The following is an 18,169-nucleotide window of genomic DNA, read 5'->3' on the forward strand; positions in this document are numbered from 1 at the left end:
GAAATCATACGATCTTATAGCTTATTTTTTTATATATTTAAAGGTATAAATATATTTATAAAATGCATTAAAATGAAGATAATAATAATTTTGAGGAGAAATAAAGATGGACTATAAAATAGATAAAACATGGGCAATCTTTTATAAAGCCTTAGCTCATAAATTGTTAGAATATCAAAATTGTCGTGATCAATTGATTGAGAAAATACAAGAACTTTATATTAACACTCAAATCAATATGCCTAAATTAGAAATTAATAATGAAATGATAGATATGGATCCATTTACTGTGTTTGGATTATTTAATAAGAGTTCTATGACTAAAAAAAATAGAATTAAAATTATAGAAGAAATGGCCAAACTATTTGATGTGAAAGCAGATATACCACAAAATTTTGATGGTATTCCGACAGTGATGAATTTACGTGCTACATTTTATAATTTTAAGAATGATCGTGAAGCACAAGATATTGAAAATTTATGGTCGTTGTTTGAAATTGCTTTATTGTATTCATCAGATAAAAGCGAAGATAATGAAAATAACTTTAAGAGAAAATTTAATCAAGTGATGGCTCAGCCTGGAATCGGTATGGGTAAGTTAACCAGTGGATTATTTTGGATTGATTCTGACACATTTGCCAATTTAGATTCTCGAGCGATTTGGTATATTTTTGAAGAAAGCGAGATAAGTACAAAGTATATCAATTTTGAAGTTAACTTAAAACAATCATTAACTGCAACAACGTATTTAATGATGATTGAAAAATTAAAATTATTTTTAAAAGAGGATAACTATTTGAATGATTTTATTGATTTAAGTTATGAAGCATGGCGCAAATCAAAGGAAGTCAAGCAAAGCTCAAAAGTCAAAGATATCGATGCAGATAAGGGTTTAGAAGTCGTGAATTATTGGATTTATTCTCCAAAACCACAAGATGTTGATTTTGCTTCTTTTATTGAGAATGGAGAAATGTCTATTGGATATAACGAGTTAGAAGATTTCTCGAAATATGCATCTAAAGAAGAGATTAATCAAAAATTACAACAATTGAACCACAATCAGCATCATTATATTCATACGGTTAATGCTATATGGGAATTTAGTAAAGAAATGAAGCGTGGGGATATTGTTTATGTGAAAAAAGGACAGACTGATATTGTAGGATGGGGTGTTGTTTCATCAAATCATCAATATAAAAATGATAAAAATATCATTCAGCTTGTTTGGAAGGAGAAAGGAAACTGGAAGATTCCAATCAAAACATTAAATAAGACGCTCACTAAAATTACGCCATATAGTGAAACGATTCGGAAATTTAATGAGTTATTTTCAGTGGAACATTCTGATGGCTTGGTTACTACACAAACGACTTATCCTGTTTATACAGCAGAACAATTCTTAGACGACGTATTTATGAATGAAGAAGACTATGACACGCTTGTGCAATTAATTAGAAGAAAAAAGAATGTCATCTTACAAGGGCCACCGGGTGTAGGTAAAACATATGCAGCTAAACGATTGGCTTATTCAATGATAGGTGTTAAAGATAAAGAACGTGTGAAACTTGTACAATTCCATCAAAGCTATTCATATGAAGATTTTGTGATGGGTTATCGTCCTACTGAAACTGGCTTTGAATTGCGTACCGGTGCGTTTTACAATTTTTGTAAGCAAGCAGAAGAAGATAATGAGAAAGACCATTTCTTTATTATCGATGAAATTAATCGTGGCAATTTAAGTAAGATATTTGGTGAGTTGTTTATGTTAATTGAAAATGATAAGAGGGGAATGGAAATAGAATTACTCTATGCAGATGAGAAATTCTGTGTTCCAGATAATGTTTATATTATTGGTATGATGAATACAGCAGATCGAAGCTTAGCCATGCTTGATTATGCACTACGACGTCGATTTGCATTTTTTGATATGAATCCTGCCTTTGAAACCATACAATTTAAACATTATCAAGAAAATTTAAAAAATCCACAATTTGATGCATTAATTGATACAATTCAAGCACTGAATGTCGACATTCGAGATGAGGATATGTTAGGTGAGGGGTTCGTTATTGGCCATAGTTATTTCAGTAATATGGTTGATGTCACAGAGTCTGAATTATCAAATATTATTGAATTCGAAATGATACCATTATTAAAAGAATATTGGTTTGACGACCCTTCAAAAGTGGATAGTTGGAAGGTACGTTTAAGGGAAGCGATTCAATGATTAACATTCATAATATTTATTATATGTTGTCTTACGCGTTTACAGTTTTGAATAAGAAAGGCTATCAACATATAGCAACAGAATCATTTAATAATGTGGCAGATTTATATAGTGCGCTCTTGATTAAAGGCGTATCGAGTCAATTAAAATATGGTCTTCAACATGACTATTTAGAACACAATGACTCGCTTAATGTGATACGAGGAAAGATTAATGTCACAGCATCCATACAACAAGGAACAATGATGCATAAACAGTTAAATTGCACGTATGATGAATTTTCAATTAATACGTATATGAATCAAATTTTAAAAACAACAATGCTTAATGTTCTAAAATTAGATATTTCGCGCACACGTAAAAAAGCGTTAAAACGACTGCTGATATATTTTGAACAAGTAAATATATTAGATTATCGACATATTGATTGGCAGTTACGATTTGATCGTCATCACGAAACATATCGTATGTTAATGGCTATTTGTTATCTTGTTACGCAAGGACGAATTCAGTCAGAAAGAAGCGGTTCAAGAGAAACGATGATGTTCGAAGATGAACAACAGATGGCGCGTTTATATGAACGGTTTGTTAGGGCTTATTATAAAAAGGAATTTCCACAGTTAAAAGTCACCGCGTCTCATATTCCATGGGCCACTGATGATGATTATCGTCACATGTTACCGACAATGAGAAGTGATGTCATGCTCACTTATGGGAAACAATGTTTAATTATTGATACAAAGTATTATACGTCGACGTTACAACAGTATTTTGATACAAGAACGATTCATTCTGGAAATTTATATCAAATATTTGCGTATGTAAAAAATGAAGCATTTCACTTAAAATCGAAACAGATAAATGTTGCGGGGATGTTATTGTATGCGAAAACGGATGAACAACTTGTACCTGATAATACGTTTCAGATGAGTGGCAATACGATTAGTGTCAAAACATTGGATTTAAATCAAGATTTTATTCATATTGCTAAACAACTAGATGATATTGTATATAATTATTTTAAGATATAAAATAGTTAGTAGATATTGTAAAATTTCAACAATTCATATACGATATATGCAAATTAAAATGACAATTTTGACTTATAACAAAGGGGTTAATGACAATGAAACACATGCATTTATCTGTTTTAGCTTATAGTACAGGTCTACATCCTGCCTCTTGGAGACTACCACATTCATATGTTGAAGAAGTTGGAGATATTGATTTTCAAATTAAGTTAGCGAAATTAGCCGAAAAAGGTAAACTGGATGCATTCTTCTTAGGTGATGGTCAATATATATCTGGAGAAGAAACGGGACATATTTCTTATTATTTTGAACCACTAACGGCGCTTGCTGCCATTTCACGTGAAACACATTCAATTGGTTTGATAGGTACCATTTCTTCTTCTTTTTATGAACCTTATCTTGCAGCACGTATGCTTTCAAGTTTACATCAAATATCTCATGGGCGTATTGGGGCAAATATTGTAACATCTCAATTTGATTTAGAAGCACAAAACTACTCGATGCAAGCTTTACCACATCTTGAAAAACGTTATGAACGAGCAGATGAATTTATTAATGTAATGAAAAAATTATGGGAATCATTTACTGTAGAGGCTATCGTTAATCACAAAAACTCAGGAATTGGCTTAAATCATCAGTATATTCATCCACTTCATTATCAAGGAAAGTATTTTCAAGTTGCCGGAGCTATTAACATTCCAACACCAAAATATGGTCGACCACGTTTATTTCAAGCAGGAACTTCTATTCCAGGTCGTGATTTAGCAGTACGACACGTGGATGCTATTTTTTCAATTGCATGGAATTTACAAGATGGCCAACAGTTCAGACAAGACATTCATCAACGTGCCATGGAAGAAAATCGTCAACCACCTCTTGTATTACCAGGTCTCACCGTTTATGTTGATGAGAATGAGAAGGACGCTTATAAACTTAAACAACAATTAGATGATATGATCCCACTTGAAAAACGCAAGAAACAATTATCTAAAGCCATTGGTCTAGATATAAGTGAATGGACACTAGATGAAGTTGTGCCATCATTGCCACCTTATGATGCATTAGAGAAAAAAGTTATAAAATCTGTTTATGAAGCTGTACAGCGTGCTGTTATGACCGAACACCTTACCTTACGCGATGTATTAGATCGATTTGGTACTTGGGTAGGGCATAAAACGATAGTGGGGACACCGGAACAAGTAGCGGATGAAATGATTGAATGGTTTGAAAAAGAAGCGTGTGATGGTTTTATGTTAATGTCACCAACATATCCAAACGCATTTGAAAAATTTATTGATTTAGTCATTCCAGTTCTTCAAGCGCGTGGCGTGTTTAGAAAAGAATATGAAAGTCATATGTTAAAAGACCATTTAAATATAAATACAGAGAAACTATAATTAAGCTTCTCTTTTATTTAATAGATATCATGAAAAAAGACTTCCTCCATTAGGGGGAAGTCTAAAATGTTCTTTATATTATTCCATTTTAACTTTCGCTTTGTCTGATTCTTTTTTATATTTTTGATACATAATCCAAAGAATAATTGCCCATACGGGTATAAATAATACTCCAATTCTAGTTGAACTGTTAATTAATAAGATAATAAAGATAAATGCGAAGAAAGCTAGAATCGCAAATGCCATATATTTTCCGCCAGGCATTTTGAACTTACTATCTTTGTGTAATTCAGGATTACGTTTGACATAATTTAGATAGGCAATCATGATAAGTGTCCAAATTAAAATATTCAATACTGTTGAAAATATCGTAATTTGAACGAACACTTTTGTTGCATCTTTAAATACTGCATTTAAAATAACTGAAATACTTAATAAGCCGCATGTAACTAAAATAGCATAGTGAGGTACACCATGTTTATTTGTTTTATGCAAGAATGGTGGGCCTTGTTTACGACCTGCTAAACCGTACATTGTACGACTATTTGCGAAAATACCACTATTACATGATGAAGCAGCTGCTGTTAAAACGACAAAGTTAATAATACCGGCAGCAAATGGAATACCAATCAGGCCGAATAATTTTACGTAAGGACTGTCTGCTGGGTTTAGTTTATCCCAAGGTACTACAGACATGATCACTGCTAATGAGCCAATATAGAAAATTAAAATACGCGCAGGTACATTGTTAATTGCTTGAGGAATCGTTTTGTGTGGGTTCTTAGTTTCCCCAGCTGTAATTCCAATTAACTCAATACCAATAAATGAAAAGATAGCCATTTGAAATGCCATCAAGAAACCTTGAATACCATTCGGGAAAAATCCACCTCTAGACCAAAGGTTCGTTACGCTTGCTTGTCCATATGATGTTTTCATTCCAAGCACAATCATCACAATACCAACAATGATTAAGGCTACAATTGTTATCACTTTAATAATTGACAGCCAGAATTCTAACTCTCCAAATAGCTTTGCACTGAATAAGTTCAAAGCGACTAATACTAAGATAGTAAATGCAGCTGTTAGCCAGTTTGGTACTGTAGGATACCAATACCCTACATATTTCGCTACTGCAGTTACCTCAGCCATACCTGAGATAATCCAAGTTAACCAATACGTCCATCCGACCATAAATCCAGCAATTGGTCCAATATAATGATGGGCGATATCGCCAAATGATTTAAATCCTAAGTTTGATAACAATATTTCACCCATTGCTCTCATAAACATAAATAATACAAAACCGACAATAACATAAGTCAATAAAATAGACGGTCCGGCTAAATGTACAGATTCACCTGATCCAAGGAACAGTCCTGTACCAATTGCGCCACCAATAGCGATAAGTTGAATATGTCTATTACTCAACTCTCTTTGCAGTTTATCTTCTGCCATAATTTTCTTCCCTTTCATGAGTAACCTTATGACTGAAACTTTATGACTGAATCCAATACCCTTTGTTATAACATAAATAATTTTTCTAAATTTCAAATTATTTATTTGTTAAGGTTAAGGATACCCTATTTAGTTATTGTTAATCAAATAATAGTCTAATAGATAAATGTTAATACATTATTAACTATAATTAATAATGTATTAAATTGAGTGTTTTTTTAAATCTATAAGCAAATTACTTCTATTTATTTTCAATTTATTTAATAATCTAGGTTACGTAATTAAAATATGAAAGTAGGGAAATGAATGAACGATTTTAACGAAATATTGGAAAGTAGAAAATCTGTGAAAGGATTTGATCCAAATTATAAAATTCCACATGAAGAAATGAATGAAATCATTAGCAAGGCAACAAAAGCACCTTCATCAGTGAATATGCAGCCGTGGCGTTTTGTTGTTGTAGAAAGTGATGAAGCGAAAGCAAAATTACGTCCATTAATTCGTTTTAATACGTCACAAAATGATACATCATCAGCGATGATTGTTATTTTCGGTGATTTACAATGTTATGAGGAAGGCGAGTTTATCTATAACAAAGCGGTTGAGGAAGGACATATGCCTCAAGAAGTAAAAGACCAAATGTTACCTTTTGTAATGGATACTTACAAAAATAGTTCACGTGAAGTTATGAGTGACATCGTAAAAGTGGATAGTAGTTTAGCTGCGATGCAATTAATGTTAGTTGCAAAACAATATGGCTATGATACGAACCCTATCGGTGGTTTTGAGCATGACAAAATTGGCGAAGCATTCGGATATGATTTAGAACGTTACGTTCCAGTGTTAATCGTTGCGATTGGTAAGAAAGAAAAAGAACCTCATACATCATATAGAATGCCAGTTGATAAGGTAGTAGATTACCAATAATTAAAGTTTAATATAAAATATCAAAAAATATATTTTCATAAACGATTATAAAAGAAAGTTCTTTAAATAAAAATTTATGGGAATATATTTTTTCTTTAAAATGATTAATTCTTTTATAAATGGGAATAACTAACTGTATCCCGTAATAAGGAAACAATGTACATAACAATGTATTTACGATACCAATCTATATCTAGGAGAGATAAGTATGGATCAATCAAATGAAAACAAAAAACAACAACAATTAGATGCTCTAAGAAAAAATAATGATGGTACAGCAATGACTACAAATAGTGGTATGAAAGTAAGTGAAGATGAAAATTCACTGACAGTAGGGGATAGAGGTCCGACTTTACTAGAAGACTTCCACTTCCGTGAAAAAATGATGCACTTTGACCATGAACGTATTCCTGAACGTGTGGTACACGCACGTGGATTCGGTGCACATGGTGAATTCCAAGTGTATGAAGATTTAAGTGAATATACAAGTGCTGACTTCTTAACACACCCTGAAAAAACAACACCTGTATTTGTGCGTTTCTCTACTGTACAAGGTTCTAAAGGATCTCCAGATACAGTACGTGACATTCGTGGTTTTGCTACTAAATTCTATACTGATGAAGGTAACTTCGATTTAGTGGGTAACAACGCACCTGTATTCTTTATTCAAGATGCAATTAAATTCCCTGACTTCGTACATGCGTTAAAACCAGAGCCACATAATGAAATGCCACAAGGTGGTTCAGCGCACGATACATTCTGGGATTTCATTGGTCAAAACCCTGAATCTATGCACGCAGTATTCTGGGCAATGAGTGATAGAGGGATTCCTAAAAACTTCCGTCAACAAGAAGGTTTTGGTGTACACACATTTAGACTTGTAAATAAAGAAGGTCAATCTTACTTTGTTAAATTCCACTGGAAACCTAAACAAGGTTTAGAAAGCTTAGTATGGGATGAAGCACAAATCTTACATGGTAAAGACATTGATTTCCATCGTAAAGATTTATATGAATCAATTGATAAAGGCGACTATCCTGAATGGGAATTAGGCTTACAAATTATCAAACCTGAACAAGAATTTGACTTTGATTTTGATATTTTAGATCCAACTAAATTATGGCCAGAAGATCAAGTACCTGTGAAAATTGTTGGTAAAATGACGTTGAACCGTAATGTAGATAACGTCTTTGCAGAAACTGAACAAGTTGCGTTCCACCCTGCACATATTGTTCCAGGTATTGATTTCTCTAATGACCCATTATTACAAGGTCGTTTATTCTCTTACACAGATACACAAATTTCTCGTCTTGGCGGACCAAACTTTAACCAAATTCCTATTAACCGCCCAGTTGCAGACGTTCATAATAATCAACGCGATGCAATGCATCAATCATATATTCATCAAGGTCAAACAGCCTACCATAAAAATGGCTTGAACAATAATGACCCTCATACGACACCTAAAGAACAAGGTGGTTTCGAGCATTATCATGAAAAAGTAGAAGGTTATAAAGTACGTCAACGTAGTGATAGTTTCAAAGATTACTATACTCAAGCTAAATTATATAAAAACAGCTTAACTGAAGCAGAACAACAACATTTAGCTGATGCATTTTCATTTGAAATTGGTAAATGTAAATCAACAGAAGTAAAGCAAAATGCTGTTAATCAAATTAATAAAGTTGATCGTAAATTAGCTGAATACGTAGCAAATAATGTAGGTGTAGAAGTTCCGGCAGAAAACGAAGAAGTGCAATCAGATGCTAAAGATAGCCAATTAACATTAGAAAAATTTGATATCCCACTAAAAGGACACTCTGTAGCAGTGCTTGTAAATGGTGATATTAGCGCTGAAACATTAAAATCATATGCAGAAGTATTTGTTAACAACGACTTAAACTATGCATTTGTTGGACAAACAGCTAAAAACCTTAATGATGACGAAATTGGTATTACTGAAACTTATAGCACAGCAAGTTCAACAGTATTTGATAGTGTAATCGTTCTTTCAGACGGTAAAGAAATGTTACCGACTGCGATTGACTTTGTTGAAATGAGCTATAATCATAAAAAACCTGTTGTAATCACTGAAGAAGCGAAAAATGTATTACAAAGTAATCGTATTGATTTAGATGCGCCTGGTGTTGTAGTATCTAGCGAACCACAAGCTATCCTTGACGCATTCAAACGTTACAGATATTTTGATAGAAAATAAGAAATGATTGTTTGAAAAAGCCTGAGACACAATGTGTTGTCTTAGGCTTTTTTAATATATTGGCAGTCGATGATTGAATTGAACATGCGTTTGTTCCAAATTCTTTTCAATCAACACAAGTTGGAGATACGTTACTGGAGTGGACGATAAATTCAAAATGAATGCTGTCTTGCACTCTTTTGAGTAAGGAGGAGATATGATGAATCGAGGTATTAATCATATTGGTCTTACGGTTCCTAGTATTGAAAAAGCCACTGCTTTTTTTAAACAGGGACTAGATGGAAAAATTGCATATGATAGTCAAACTAAAAATGATGAACCAAGAGGTGGCGAATATGTCGAGCATATCTTAGGGCTAGAAAAAGGAACTTCAATTATTCATAAACGCATGATGGTGTTTGGTTGTGGTCCTAATATTGAAATGTTTGAATTCCAACACGCTCAACAACATGAACCACAATCACTACAAGATATAGGTTTTACACATATTTCTTTTTATATTGAAAGTGACGAATTTGAACATGTATTAGAACGTGTCAAACAGGCAGGAGGAGAGCCACTATCTGAACCACATTCTAATACAAAATATGAGAATACAGAGAATAATAAAACCGTTTATATTCGAGCGCCATGGGGAAGCTTAATCGAACTTCAAACTGTGCCTAATGGTTTTTATTATCCAAAAGATAGTGAAGCGAAGGTATTTATTCCTAAAAGTAACGATGAGTAATAAAATGGACGCAGTAGTGCATTACATTTTTCGACAGTGACGATTTTGTGTACATTTTCTAGAAACAGGGTAATAAACTAGAAAGCCTATCAAATGGCTTAATGACAGTTTAAGGGAGTAGAACAAATGATTGATATTCAAATTCAAAAATGTGACTTAATTGAAGTAATTGAATCAATAATCAATGAAAAAGTCGAAGTTGACAATCAAGATGCATGTGAATATTTAGCGACTGAAATTGTGAATGGATTAGAAAGCTACAATAGTGAAGAAACTCAAGCAAATAATTTATTAGGATTGAATAGTGCATTACGTCATGAAGTCAAAGCTTCTAACCACTCTAAAAAGATCACACTTTCAGCAAATGAAGAAGCATTCTCGTCAAACGATAATAATGTAGATGTACGTTCATCTAACTAGACTGAAAAACTTACAGCACTTTATGACATCATGTTCTTACAAATCTTACATAATAAAAAGCACTTCCTAACGAGTGAAAATGTCTTCATCTCATTCGGAGGTGCTTTTATTTATATGAAATTAGAAAAATAATGCTTTAACTATTCTGAAGAAAGAACCAAGTAATTGAAAGACATCACCAGACATTAGACAACCACCTTTCCGCAAAAAATTATATTAAGCTTCGTTAGTTGAAGTTAGCGCTTCTGTTTGAACTAAATCATCTGCTAAATCATACCAAAACTGTTGTAGTTCTTCTCTTGAACGTTTTGTATCTGTACTGTCTTGACCTACAAAATCGACATGATCCCAGTCGTGTTTAGTAGGTGTTACTTGCCAAATACCTTTTTGATTTGTATCAGTTGCTTCTGTATAAGCTTGATTGAAAGGATGTTGAGATGAAATCACAGATACAAGACCATCATTTTCTCTCCATTCTTTTTCAGTAGCTTTACCAATCACATTTCCTGTCACTGTGAATGGTAAGAACATATTATAGTCTGCTTTTTGTTTTCCTATTAAAGTCGGATGCGTTGCCTCAGCTGTATACGTTTTATAAACGATATTTGGATTAAGTGATGTTTTGCGGTTAAGATCTGTCGCGCCATCACGTGTTAAATCATAAAAACCATTATCTTTAGATTGCCATAATTTAGAGTTTTTAACGCGTAAAAGGTAAGAGATGTAGCTTTCACCAGGTTGTTGTTTTAGACCCCATTGAGACAAACCGAAGTCTACACGTGAATTTTTATTACCTAATCGTTTACCTAAATCAAAAACCACTTGACGAACAAGTGCTTCATTTCCTAATTCATCTGCAGCGTGGGTACCATTATGCGGTGTGCCTAATGTTGTAATTGAAGAAACCATATTATCGTGTCCACCTTGTAGTAAAGGAGAAATGTCACCACCATGTGTTTTTTGGTATTCAATTTCTTCTTGACTACCATTTCTTAATAATTCTTCTAATTGACGAACAGTTTGTCCTCCCATACTATGACCAACTAGATGCACTTTTTGACCAGGTTGCCAATCTTTATAAACGCCTTCGTATGTTTTACCATAGCGTTCATGTCCATATCTTTCTGCATGTGCAGCACCATAATCTACAGTACCACCTTTAATATAGTAATAAAGTTCAACGGCACGGTCATAGTTACTACCAAATGCACTGATACTTGCTTCATAAGCGTTATAACCATTTTGTTCTAAATCTTGACGAATGTTTAATTTATCGCCGCCCCAATAATGTGATAAAACATTAGGATTGATATCATCAGTAAATCCATTAAAACCATGAACAAGAATGATTGGATCTTGGTTTTTGTATTGACCTTGTTTAGCAACTTTATTGGTTTGATCTTTTGTTTCTGTCGTACCTTGCTGTTGAGATGTATTATTTGTTGTTGCTACTGCATTATTAGCTAATGTCTCTAAGCCAGCCTGTGAATTTTTTTGATCTTTAGCATCTTTATGTCCAACAGTTTCATTTGTTGTACCGTCAATTGAGATCGCTTCATCTTTAGTGTTTAAAGTATTCACTGTAGGTGCAGCAGGATCTGTGGGTTGTTTAGCTGTCACTGTTTGTTTTGTTTCAGTTGTGTCTACAGTATCGTTTGTTTTTCCAGTAGATGGTGCCTCTACGTCATTATTTTTTATTGCATCCTGATTTACATTTGAATCTTGTTGAGTTTTTGATGGTGTTAATTCTTTACTCTCTGTTAGAGGTGTTGACTGAGATGTTTTTGTTGAATGACTGTCAGTTGTTTTTGAAGTATTGTCTTTTGTAGATGATGTGTTGGTTTCAGCAGTCGTTGTTTGAGTTGTTGTTTTCTCTTCTGTCGGACTTTCATTTGTCACGTTTTCTGAAGAGTGAGCTTGATTTTTAGTAGTTGATGTTTCAGTTGTGTTATCTTTTTTATCTGAGGCTAGTGTGTCTTTTTGAATTGTGTTTTTAGTCGATTCTTGTGTTTCAAGAGAAGGTTGCTCCTCTTTAGTTGAAACTGATTCAGGGTCATCAGAAGATGTTTTTGTAGTTGATGCTTCTTCAGTTTCAGCTACTGAATGTTTTGTAGATTGATGAGTTACAATGTTGTCAGTTGTTCCTTCATTAGTATTTAATTGATCAGTGCTATCTTTAACTTGAGTTGAAGCTTTGTTTTCATTATGTAAGCGTTGTGCTTCATTTTCATTAGTTACTGATTGAGATGTAGAAGTAGCTTGTTCGTCAGATTGAACATTGTCTTGTTGTGTTTCTTGATTATCAGATTGTTTTTTATGATCCCCAATAGATTGTGCTACAGCTGATTCAGGATTTCCCACTTCCTGATGTGTTTCTGCTGCCTGTGCAGCACCGCCTCCCATAAATAGCAATGTCGCTACTAAAATGGATGATGCACCCACACTGAATTTACGAATACTGTATCTGTTTTCACTTTTTTTCATAAATAGCACCTCTATTAATTGTTTTTTGTTATAAAATATATAGATTAAATAAAAATATTAATTATTGAACGTGGAATAAATCCGAAAAGTTTACTAAATATCGCTTTAATATTTTCCAAAGTAACCATCCTTTCTTAACAGACAATTTAGAAAGCGTTTACAAATATGGCGAAAAATTGTCGTATGTAGAACAGAGCTACATACGAGATTCAACCATCAACGTTGTCTATTGAATGTAAATAGATAGTAACGCTATATGAAAGCGTTGTCAATAATCTGTCACAATTACATAGAGTAAATGTACATTTTAAGGATATATGAACTTGAAATGTGTAATAACATCGTAAACTAAGGAGCGAAATCCTAATAAAGTAAACTGTTCCTTAAAAATCATTACTTGTGTATATTCAAATGTAACTCGGGGTTTTTAGGCGAACGAGGTGGTGTAATACGTCTCCCTTTTCCAAGAGACATTTGGATAATCGATGATACTAACATAATCGAATTGAAAATAATCATTAGTAGAAATACTTTATGATCAGCATCAATAGCAATATCTTTTATACGCTTAATATAAATTGAAGTGTTTGTAATATTTTCTGTATAAACAGATTGTGTTCCTTTTTGAATATTATATTTAATCAGATAGGCAATCACTGGAACAAGAAATGCTGCCGCGTAGTTACGTATTGTGTGCATCGTTTGAGAACGCTGACCAGCTTGAAGTAAATCGCCATCTAATAATGTTGCCATAGCACCACTTACAAGTGTCATACTTGCACCAAAACCAAGTAGGAAACCTTGAATATAAAGTAAATGAATATTTACAATATCATGTAAAATCATCCAATGAACACTGACATAAAGTAATGCTGATGAGCCTAATGTGCCTAAAACACCAGCTCCCACTGCACTATAGATAAACATTTTAATAAATCCTGTCACAATGACACCTATGAAAAAGAATAAATAAAAATGTAAAGATATAGTGAAAGGTAATTTTAAGATTCTAATTATATACACATTAATTCCTGCAATACCACATAATAAGGCTAAATGTGAAGATATAGCCATTGTTGCACCAACAAGTGGTTTCTTTGTTAATAACGTTTTAAAGTGAACAAATGGATGTTTTGCTTCGTGATTAAAAACTACAAAATTTACAATGAATAAAATTGCTATAATTAGGATAGGCCAGACCCAGAGAGACCCGTACCCTTTTTGTGTAAGCATCCCCATCGGTAGCGTAAGAGCAATCGTACTAAGAACTAATGAAATAATCATAGGACGACTAATATGAATAGGTTCAGAATGTTGATATTCTTCTTTTGTTAAGAATATTGAACCTAAAATAAGACATAAGATAGCTGAAATAATATTAATAATAAAGATCCAATGCCAACGATCTAATTCTAAAGATAGACTACCTGATAGACCTCCCAATGCATTTGCGCCAAATAAACCTACAATAACCATTAATAAGAATACATTGCGGTATTGTTTAGGGAAATTGAGAAAGAGTTTTGGTAAAAGTGTGAAGAATAAGACGCCGGTACTTAAACTTTGTAACCCTTTAGCAATAGATAAAATAATTAAGTCGAAGGAAAAAAGCCCAATAATCGAGCCGATTAAAAATAGAGTTACAAAGAATAAAAAATTACGTCTAAACCCGAATTTGTGTGTCAATGTATGTCCAAGTGGCACGCCAAGTGCAAAGGCAAAGTTAGCAATCACAGAAGGTATAATGAGATATTGAGAACCTATACCAAATGATGTTTGTAAAATACCTTGATTTAAACTATAAGCCAAATTTGAAAAATATTGTGAACCAATGCCGAAGATAGTTAGTATGCCAAGTATTGATATTTCTAGCATTTTTCCTTTTTTAGATGACCAAAAGTCCATTTTTTTCACTCCGATATATGAATATGGTGTATCGTCATTTCGCAACTTAACTATTGTACTCTTATAAATGGGAAAAATAAATAAGAGTGTCTTATATATAAAATATGAAATAAAAAGAAACCTAAGAATTTAATCTTAGGTTTCTTAGATAGCGGAGGGAGAAGGATTTGAACCAACGCGAGCTAAAAGCTCCTACTAACCATAAAATGGTTAGCCTCTTAAGCCAGGCTTGAGTATCCCTCCATAATTTTACTTTAATACTATACTATATATTTTGAAGTTTGTAAAGAAAAATATTTTTTATGTAAATAATTTATAAATGTACATTAAAGTTAAAAATAAATTGTTTTATAAAAAAGACGCATACTGTCCTTTGTTTGTTTTATAATATTGATGTACATATTTTATTTTAAACATAAAACCAATTCATTTTTAAATGGAAGAAAGCAGGGGACAAATTAATGCTAAAATCTAAATTTGGTAAATCATTAGTAGCGAGTGTCGTTATTGGTGCCAGTGTACTAGGATATTCTGCCCAACATCAAGAGGCTAAAGCTGTAGAAACCAACTATTATTATGACGGGATACAAAGAGGATCATATCAAGCGTATTTAAAAGCGAAAAAAATTAGTAACAGCAGTATTTCAATCCAACGCTATCCAAATGCCTCACAAAATAATTTAAAGGCGATTGGCCGTGTATCTAATTTAAATGGCTGGAAAAAAGGCTCTCGCGATGCATCTGTAAGAAAGCAAGATTCTATGGGAACAGGAACAGTGATTGGGGCACATACATTTGTAACCAATGCACATGTTATCGATGATCAATATGGTCGTGCAGCGGCTCCGAAATATATTAAATTTCAAATGAATCGTGATGGAAGTCGTATGCCATATGTTTTCCAAGCAACAGAAGTGATTAAAGTACCACAATATGATATTGCAGTGGTTCACACAAAACAAAATATGTCTAAATATGTGAAACCAGTTAAAATTGCAACGGATTCAGAGATTAAACAATTGAAATTCAATTCGCCACTTTATTCATTAGGATATCCATGGCAATATAACGACAACACAAAAGCGTATTTTAATAAACTTCGTGTAACTCAATTCTCAACAAATGGTACAGAGATTCAAACGAAAGATATTTTTAGATCAGGTGCTTCAGGCTCACCAATGTTAAATAGTACATTTACAAAAATGTATGGCTTAAGAACATATGGATATAACTTAATGGGTGGTTCAACGGATGCTTATGCTAAACAAGAAATGTCTGGTGGCGAATCGTTTAAAGGATATGCTGGTCGTTTCGTACGTCAACATATTAAGTAATTAATATAAAAAGTACATGCTTTAGATAATGAAGTGTGTACTTTTTCATAACGACATACAGTGTCTGTTTAATATTGTAAGTTAAGGTATATATTTTTTTATTTTAAAAGGAGCGAAACAAATGAAGAAACATTACTTAGCTATCGGCGCTATAACGGCGACAACTTTACTTGCAGGTTGTGATTTAGGAGATATGATTGGGCTCAATAATTCTAGTGAAAAATCAGAACATACGACATCACAAAGTAACCAATCATCAAATAAAAACACTTCAGATAATGATAACAATAATACCCAACAAGATAGTAATAAAAGTTCAAATGATAACAATCAACAAGAAAATAAAACAAATAGTAATGTCGACAACTTATCTCAAGCTGAAAAAGTAGCGTTAGCTTTAAATGATCCTTCAGTGTCAGATTATGCTATTAACGCAAATGAATTAAGAAATCATAGTTATCTTGAACAAGGAAATGTGAGTAAAATTCATAAAAATATTGATACATACAAACTAGCTTCTATGGATTATCCTATTAATGGTTCACCATCTGGAATGGTATTTTACAGCGCATCTCCTTCGAGAGGAGCTTTTGTAACAGTTATTGGAGTAAGTAACGATAAAGTACTCGTAGCAGGTACACAATACGATGCAAACTATCAACAATTAAGAGATAACGGTAAAGAATTGGATGTAAGTACATTATATGATAAATATAATAATTCTGATTATGAAGAAATAGCAAAACAAATAGTATTTGCAGGAAGTCAAACATCGTTAAATACTGATTCTGACAATACATCTTCTGACGAATCTTCATCTACTGAAAAAGTGACACGTGCAAATGTCATTGATAAGGTAGAAGATTATGAAGGTCATCAATTAGATACAGATACGTACACATATAAAGAACCAGAACAAGATGAAAACGGAGATTGGGGATTCTCAATTTTAGATAAAAATGGAGATTTAGTTGGCTCATATATCGTTACTTCTGACGGCATAGTGACAAAATATGATGAACATGGAGATCCAATTGATTAATAAAAAGCAACAGCTGATTTTAATGGTCAGCTGTTGTTTTCTGTGTAAGTACGTTTAATTTCATCTAAACGCTCAATAAAACTATCGATATATGATTCCGGAGCAATAATTTTTGCTAAAGGAGCAAGTTGATAAGCAATGTAATAAGCATCAAACCGTGTGCAATTTACCCATGCCAAAATGGTGTCTTCATTACGTGAAACAATCTCTTTAATTGAAAATTGTTGTTTAAATTGATTCCAAATGGTTGTACTCATTTCAAATAATACTGCATTATTCGCGCAGTCTTTAGAAAATTTTGTATCTAGAACGTGTAAGGATTGTATCGATTTCAAAGAAACAGTATGTATTTTATGTTGAAATTCGTAAGTAAACCAATAATCATAATGCATATACAAAATAGATAACGGTTTAATAGTCATTTTGTTATGATCTACTTCAATACGCACTCTATGTTTATTGACGATGGCTTTTTGAAGATCCATTAATCGTTTTCCAGGAAGTAAATCATCACGTACTTTGAATTGATGTAACATCGTCATCAAAATATGTTTATCTTCTATTCTGACAGACGACAGCGCATGTAAGAAAAATTTGTAAATATCGTAATGAAGAATAGGTGTGAGACTTTGTAACTTAATGAGTAAACTTAGTACACCAAGACTTTGTTTGTTCGTAGTATCATGGGTGAGTTCATAACCACCTAATTGATAATTATAGACAATTTTAGTATGATTGCTTCTCCAAAAATGACTTTCATAAAAAAATGTATTAATTGTATTAATATCACGTTGAATAGATTTTTTGCTGACATTTGTAAAGCGATCTAAGTCTTCTTGAGTGACAACATGACCATTTAATAATAATGTCAAAATATTAAGTATACGTGTTGCTTTATCCAAAGATATATCTCCCTTTTATTAAAGTGAAAAAATTTTCAAAAATAATGATATAGCTTGTAATAGAGTTTGTTACTATATAATTTGACAAAATATTAAT

Annotated in this window: 13 protein-coding genes and 1 tRNA gene; 9 read left to right on the forward strand and 5 right to left on the reverse strand. The window is 32.7% G+C overall.

What is annotated here, in order from left to right:
• The first annotated feature begins 106 nt into the window (after positions 1-106).
• The 3 genes from MHI13_RS00485 (at position 107) to MHI13_RS00495 (ending at position 4,655) form a co-directional block, all read left to right on the forward strand.
• Positions 107-2,227 (forward strand): AAA family ATPase, encoded by a 2,121-nt coding sequence (locus MHI13_RS00485; protein ID WP_070548111.1) that lies wholly within the window; start codon positions 107-109, stop codon positions 2,225-2,227.
• Positions 2,224-3,258, forward strand: coding sequence for a 5-methylcytosine-specific restriction endonuclease system specificity protein McrC (gene mcrC, locus MHI13_RS00490; protein WP_049379039.1), 1,035 nt, complete (start codon positions 2,224-2,226; stop codon positions 3,256-3,258). The genes MHI13_RS00485 and mcrC overlap by 4 nt, the downstream gene beginning before the upstream one ends.
• Before the next feature lie 95 nt (positions 3,259-3,353).
• Positions 3,354-4,655, forward strand: coding sequence for an NtaA/DmoA family FMN-dependent monooxygenase (locus MHI13_RS00495; RefSeq protein ID WP_002449452.1), 1,302 nt, complete (start codon positions 3,354-3,356; stop codon positions 4,653-4,655).
• A gap of 78 nt (positions 4,656-4,733) precedes the next feature.
• On the opposite strand, the gene MHI13_RS00500 is transcribed toward MHI13_RS00495, so the two are convergent.
• Positions 4,734-6,110 carry an amino acid permease gene (locus tag MHI13_RS00500; RefSeq protein WP_002488489.1) on the reverse strand — a complete coding sequence of 459 codons (1,377 nt, stop codon included), beginning with the start codon at positions 6,108-6,110 and terminating at the stop codon, positions 4,734-4,736.
• A gap of 306 nt (positions 6,111-6,416) precedes the next feature.
• Here MHI13_RS00500 and MHI13_RS00505 point away from each other — a divergent pair, with 306 nt between their 5' ends.
• From MHI13_RS00505 to MHI13_RS00520, 4 genes are all read left to right on the forward strand, one after another.
• On the forward strand, positions 6,417-7,037 hold the full coding sequence (locus tag MHI13_RS00505; RefSeq protein ID WP_048787699.1) for a nitroreductase family protein: 621 nt from the start codon (positions 6,417-6,419) through the stop codon (positions 7,035-7,037).
• A 208-nt stretch (positions 7,038-7,245) separates the two neighbouring features.
• A complete protein-coding gene (locus MHI13_RS00510; protein WP_002449504.1) occupies positions 7,246-9,255 on the forward strand; it encodes a catalase in 2,010 nt (669 codons plus the stop codon).
• Between the two features lie 196 nt (positions 9,256-9,451).
• Positions 9,452-9,985, forward strand: a complete 534-nt coding sequence (locus MHI13_RS00515) for a VOC family protein (protein ID WP_002449191.1) — start codon at positions 9,452-9,454, stop codon at positions 9,983-9,985.
• Positions 9,986-10,111: 126 nt separating this feature from the next.
• A complete protein-coding gene (locus MHI13_RS00520; RefSeq protein ID WP_002449192.1) occupies positions 10,112-10,405 on the forward strand; it encodes a hypothetical protein in 294 nt (97 codons plus the stop codon).
• A 216-nt stretch (positions 10,406-10,621) separates the two neighbouring features.
• Here the strand turns inward: MHI13_RS00520 and lip are convergent, their stop codons facing one another.
• The 3 genes from lip to MHI13_RS00535 form a co-directional block, all read right to left on the reverse strand.
• Positions 10,622-12,889, reverse strand: a complete 2,268-nt coding sequence (gene lip, locus MHI13_RS00525) for a YSIRK-targeted triacylglycerol lipase (protein ID WP_017174735.1) — start codon at positions 12,887-12,889, stop codon at positions 10,622-10,624.
• Between the two features lie 393 nt (positions 12,890-13,282).
• On the reverse strand, positions 13,283-14,794 hold the full coding sequence (locus tag MHI13_RS00530; RefSeq protein WP_017174736.1) for an MFS transporter: 1,512 nt from the start codon (positions 14,792-14,794) through the stop codon (positions 13,283-13,285).
• Positions 14,795-14,946: 152 nt separating this feature from the next.
• Positions 14,947-15,037, reverse strand: a tRNA-Lys gene (locus tag MHI13_RS00535).
• Between the two features lie 218 nt (positions 15,038-15,255).
• Here MHI13_RS00535 and MHI13_RS00540 point away from each other — a divergent pair.
• The gene (locus tag MHI13_RS00540; RefSeq protein ID WP_048761071.1) at positions 15,256-16,128 is read left to right on the forward strand and encodes a trypsin-like serine peptidase; all 873 of its coding nucleotides are present in this window, start codon (positions 15,256-15,258) and stop codon (positions 16,126-16,128) included.
• A 121-nt stretch (positions 16,129-16,249) separates the two neighbouring features.
• Positions 16,250-17,170, forward strand: a complete 921-nt coding sequence (locus MHI13_RS00545) for a hypothetical protein (protein ID WP_070548108.1) — start codon at positions 16,250-16,252, stop codon at positions 17,168-17,170.
• Positions 17,171-17,196: 26 nt separating this feature from the next.
• Here the strand turns inward: MHI13_RS00545 and MHI13_RS00550 are convergent, their stop codons facing one another.
• Positions 17,197-18,072, reverse strand: a complete 876-nt coding sequence (locus MHI13_RS00550; protein ID WP_070548104.1) for an HTH domain-containing protein — start codon at positions 18,070-18,072, stop codon at positions 17,197-17,199.
• Positions 18,073-18,169 lie beyond the last annotated feature (97 nt).

Source organism: Staphylococcus sp. FSL K6-0223, assembly GCF_038008285.1.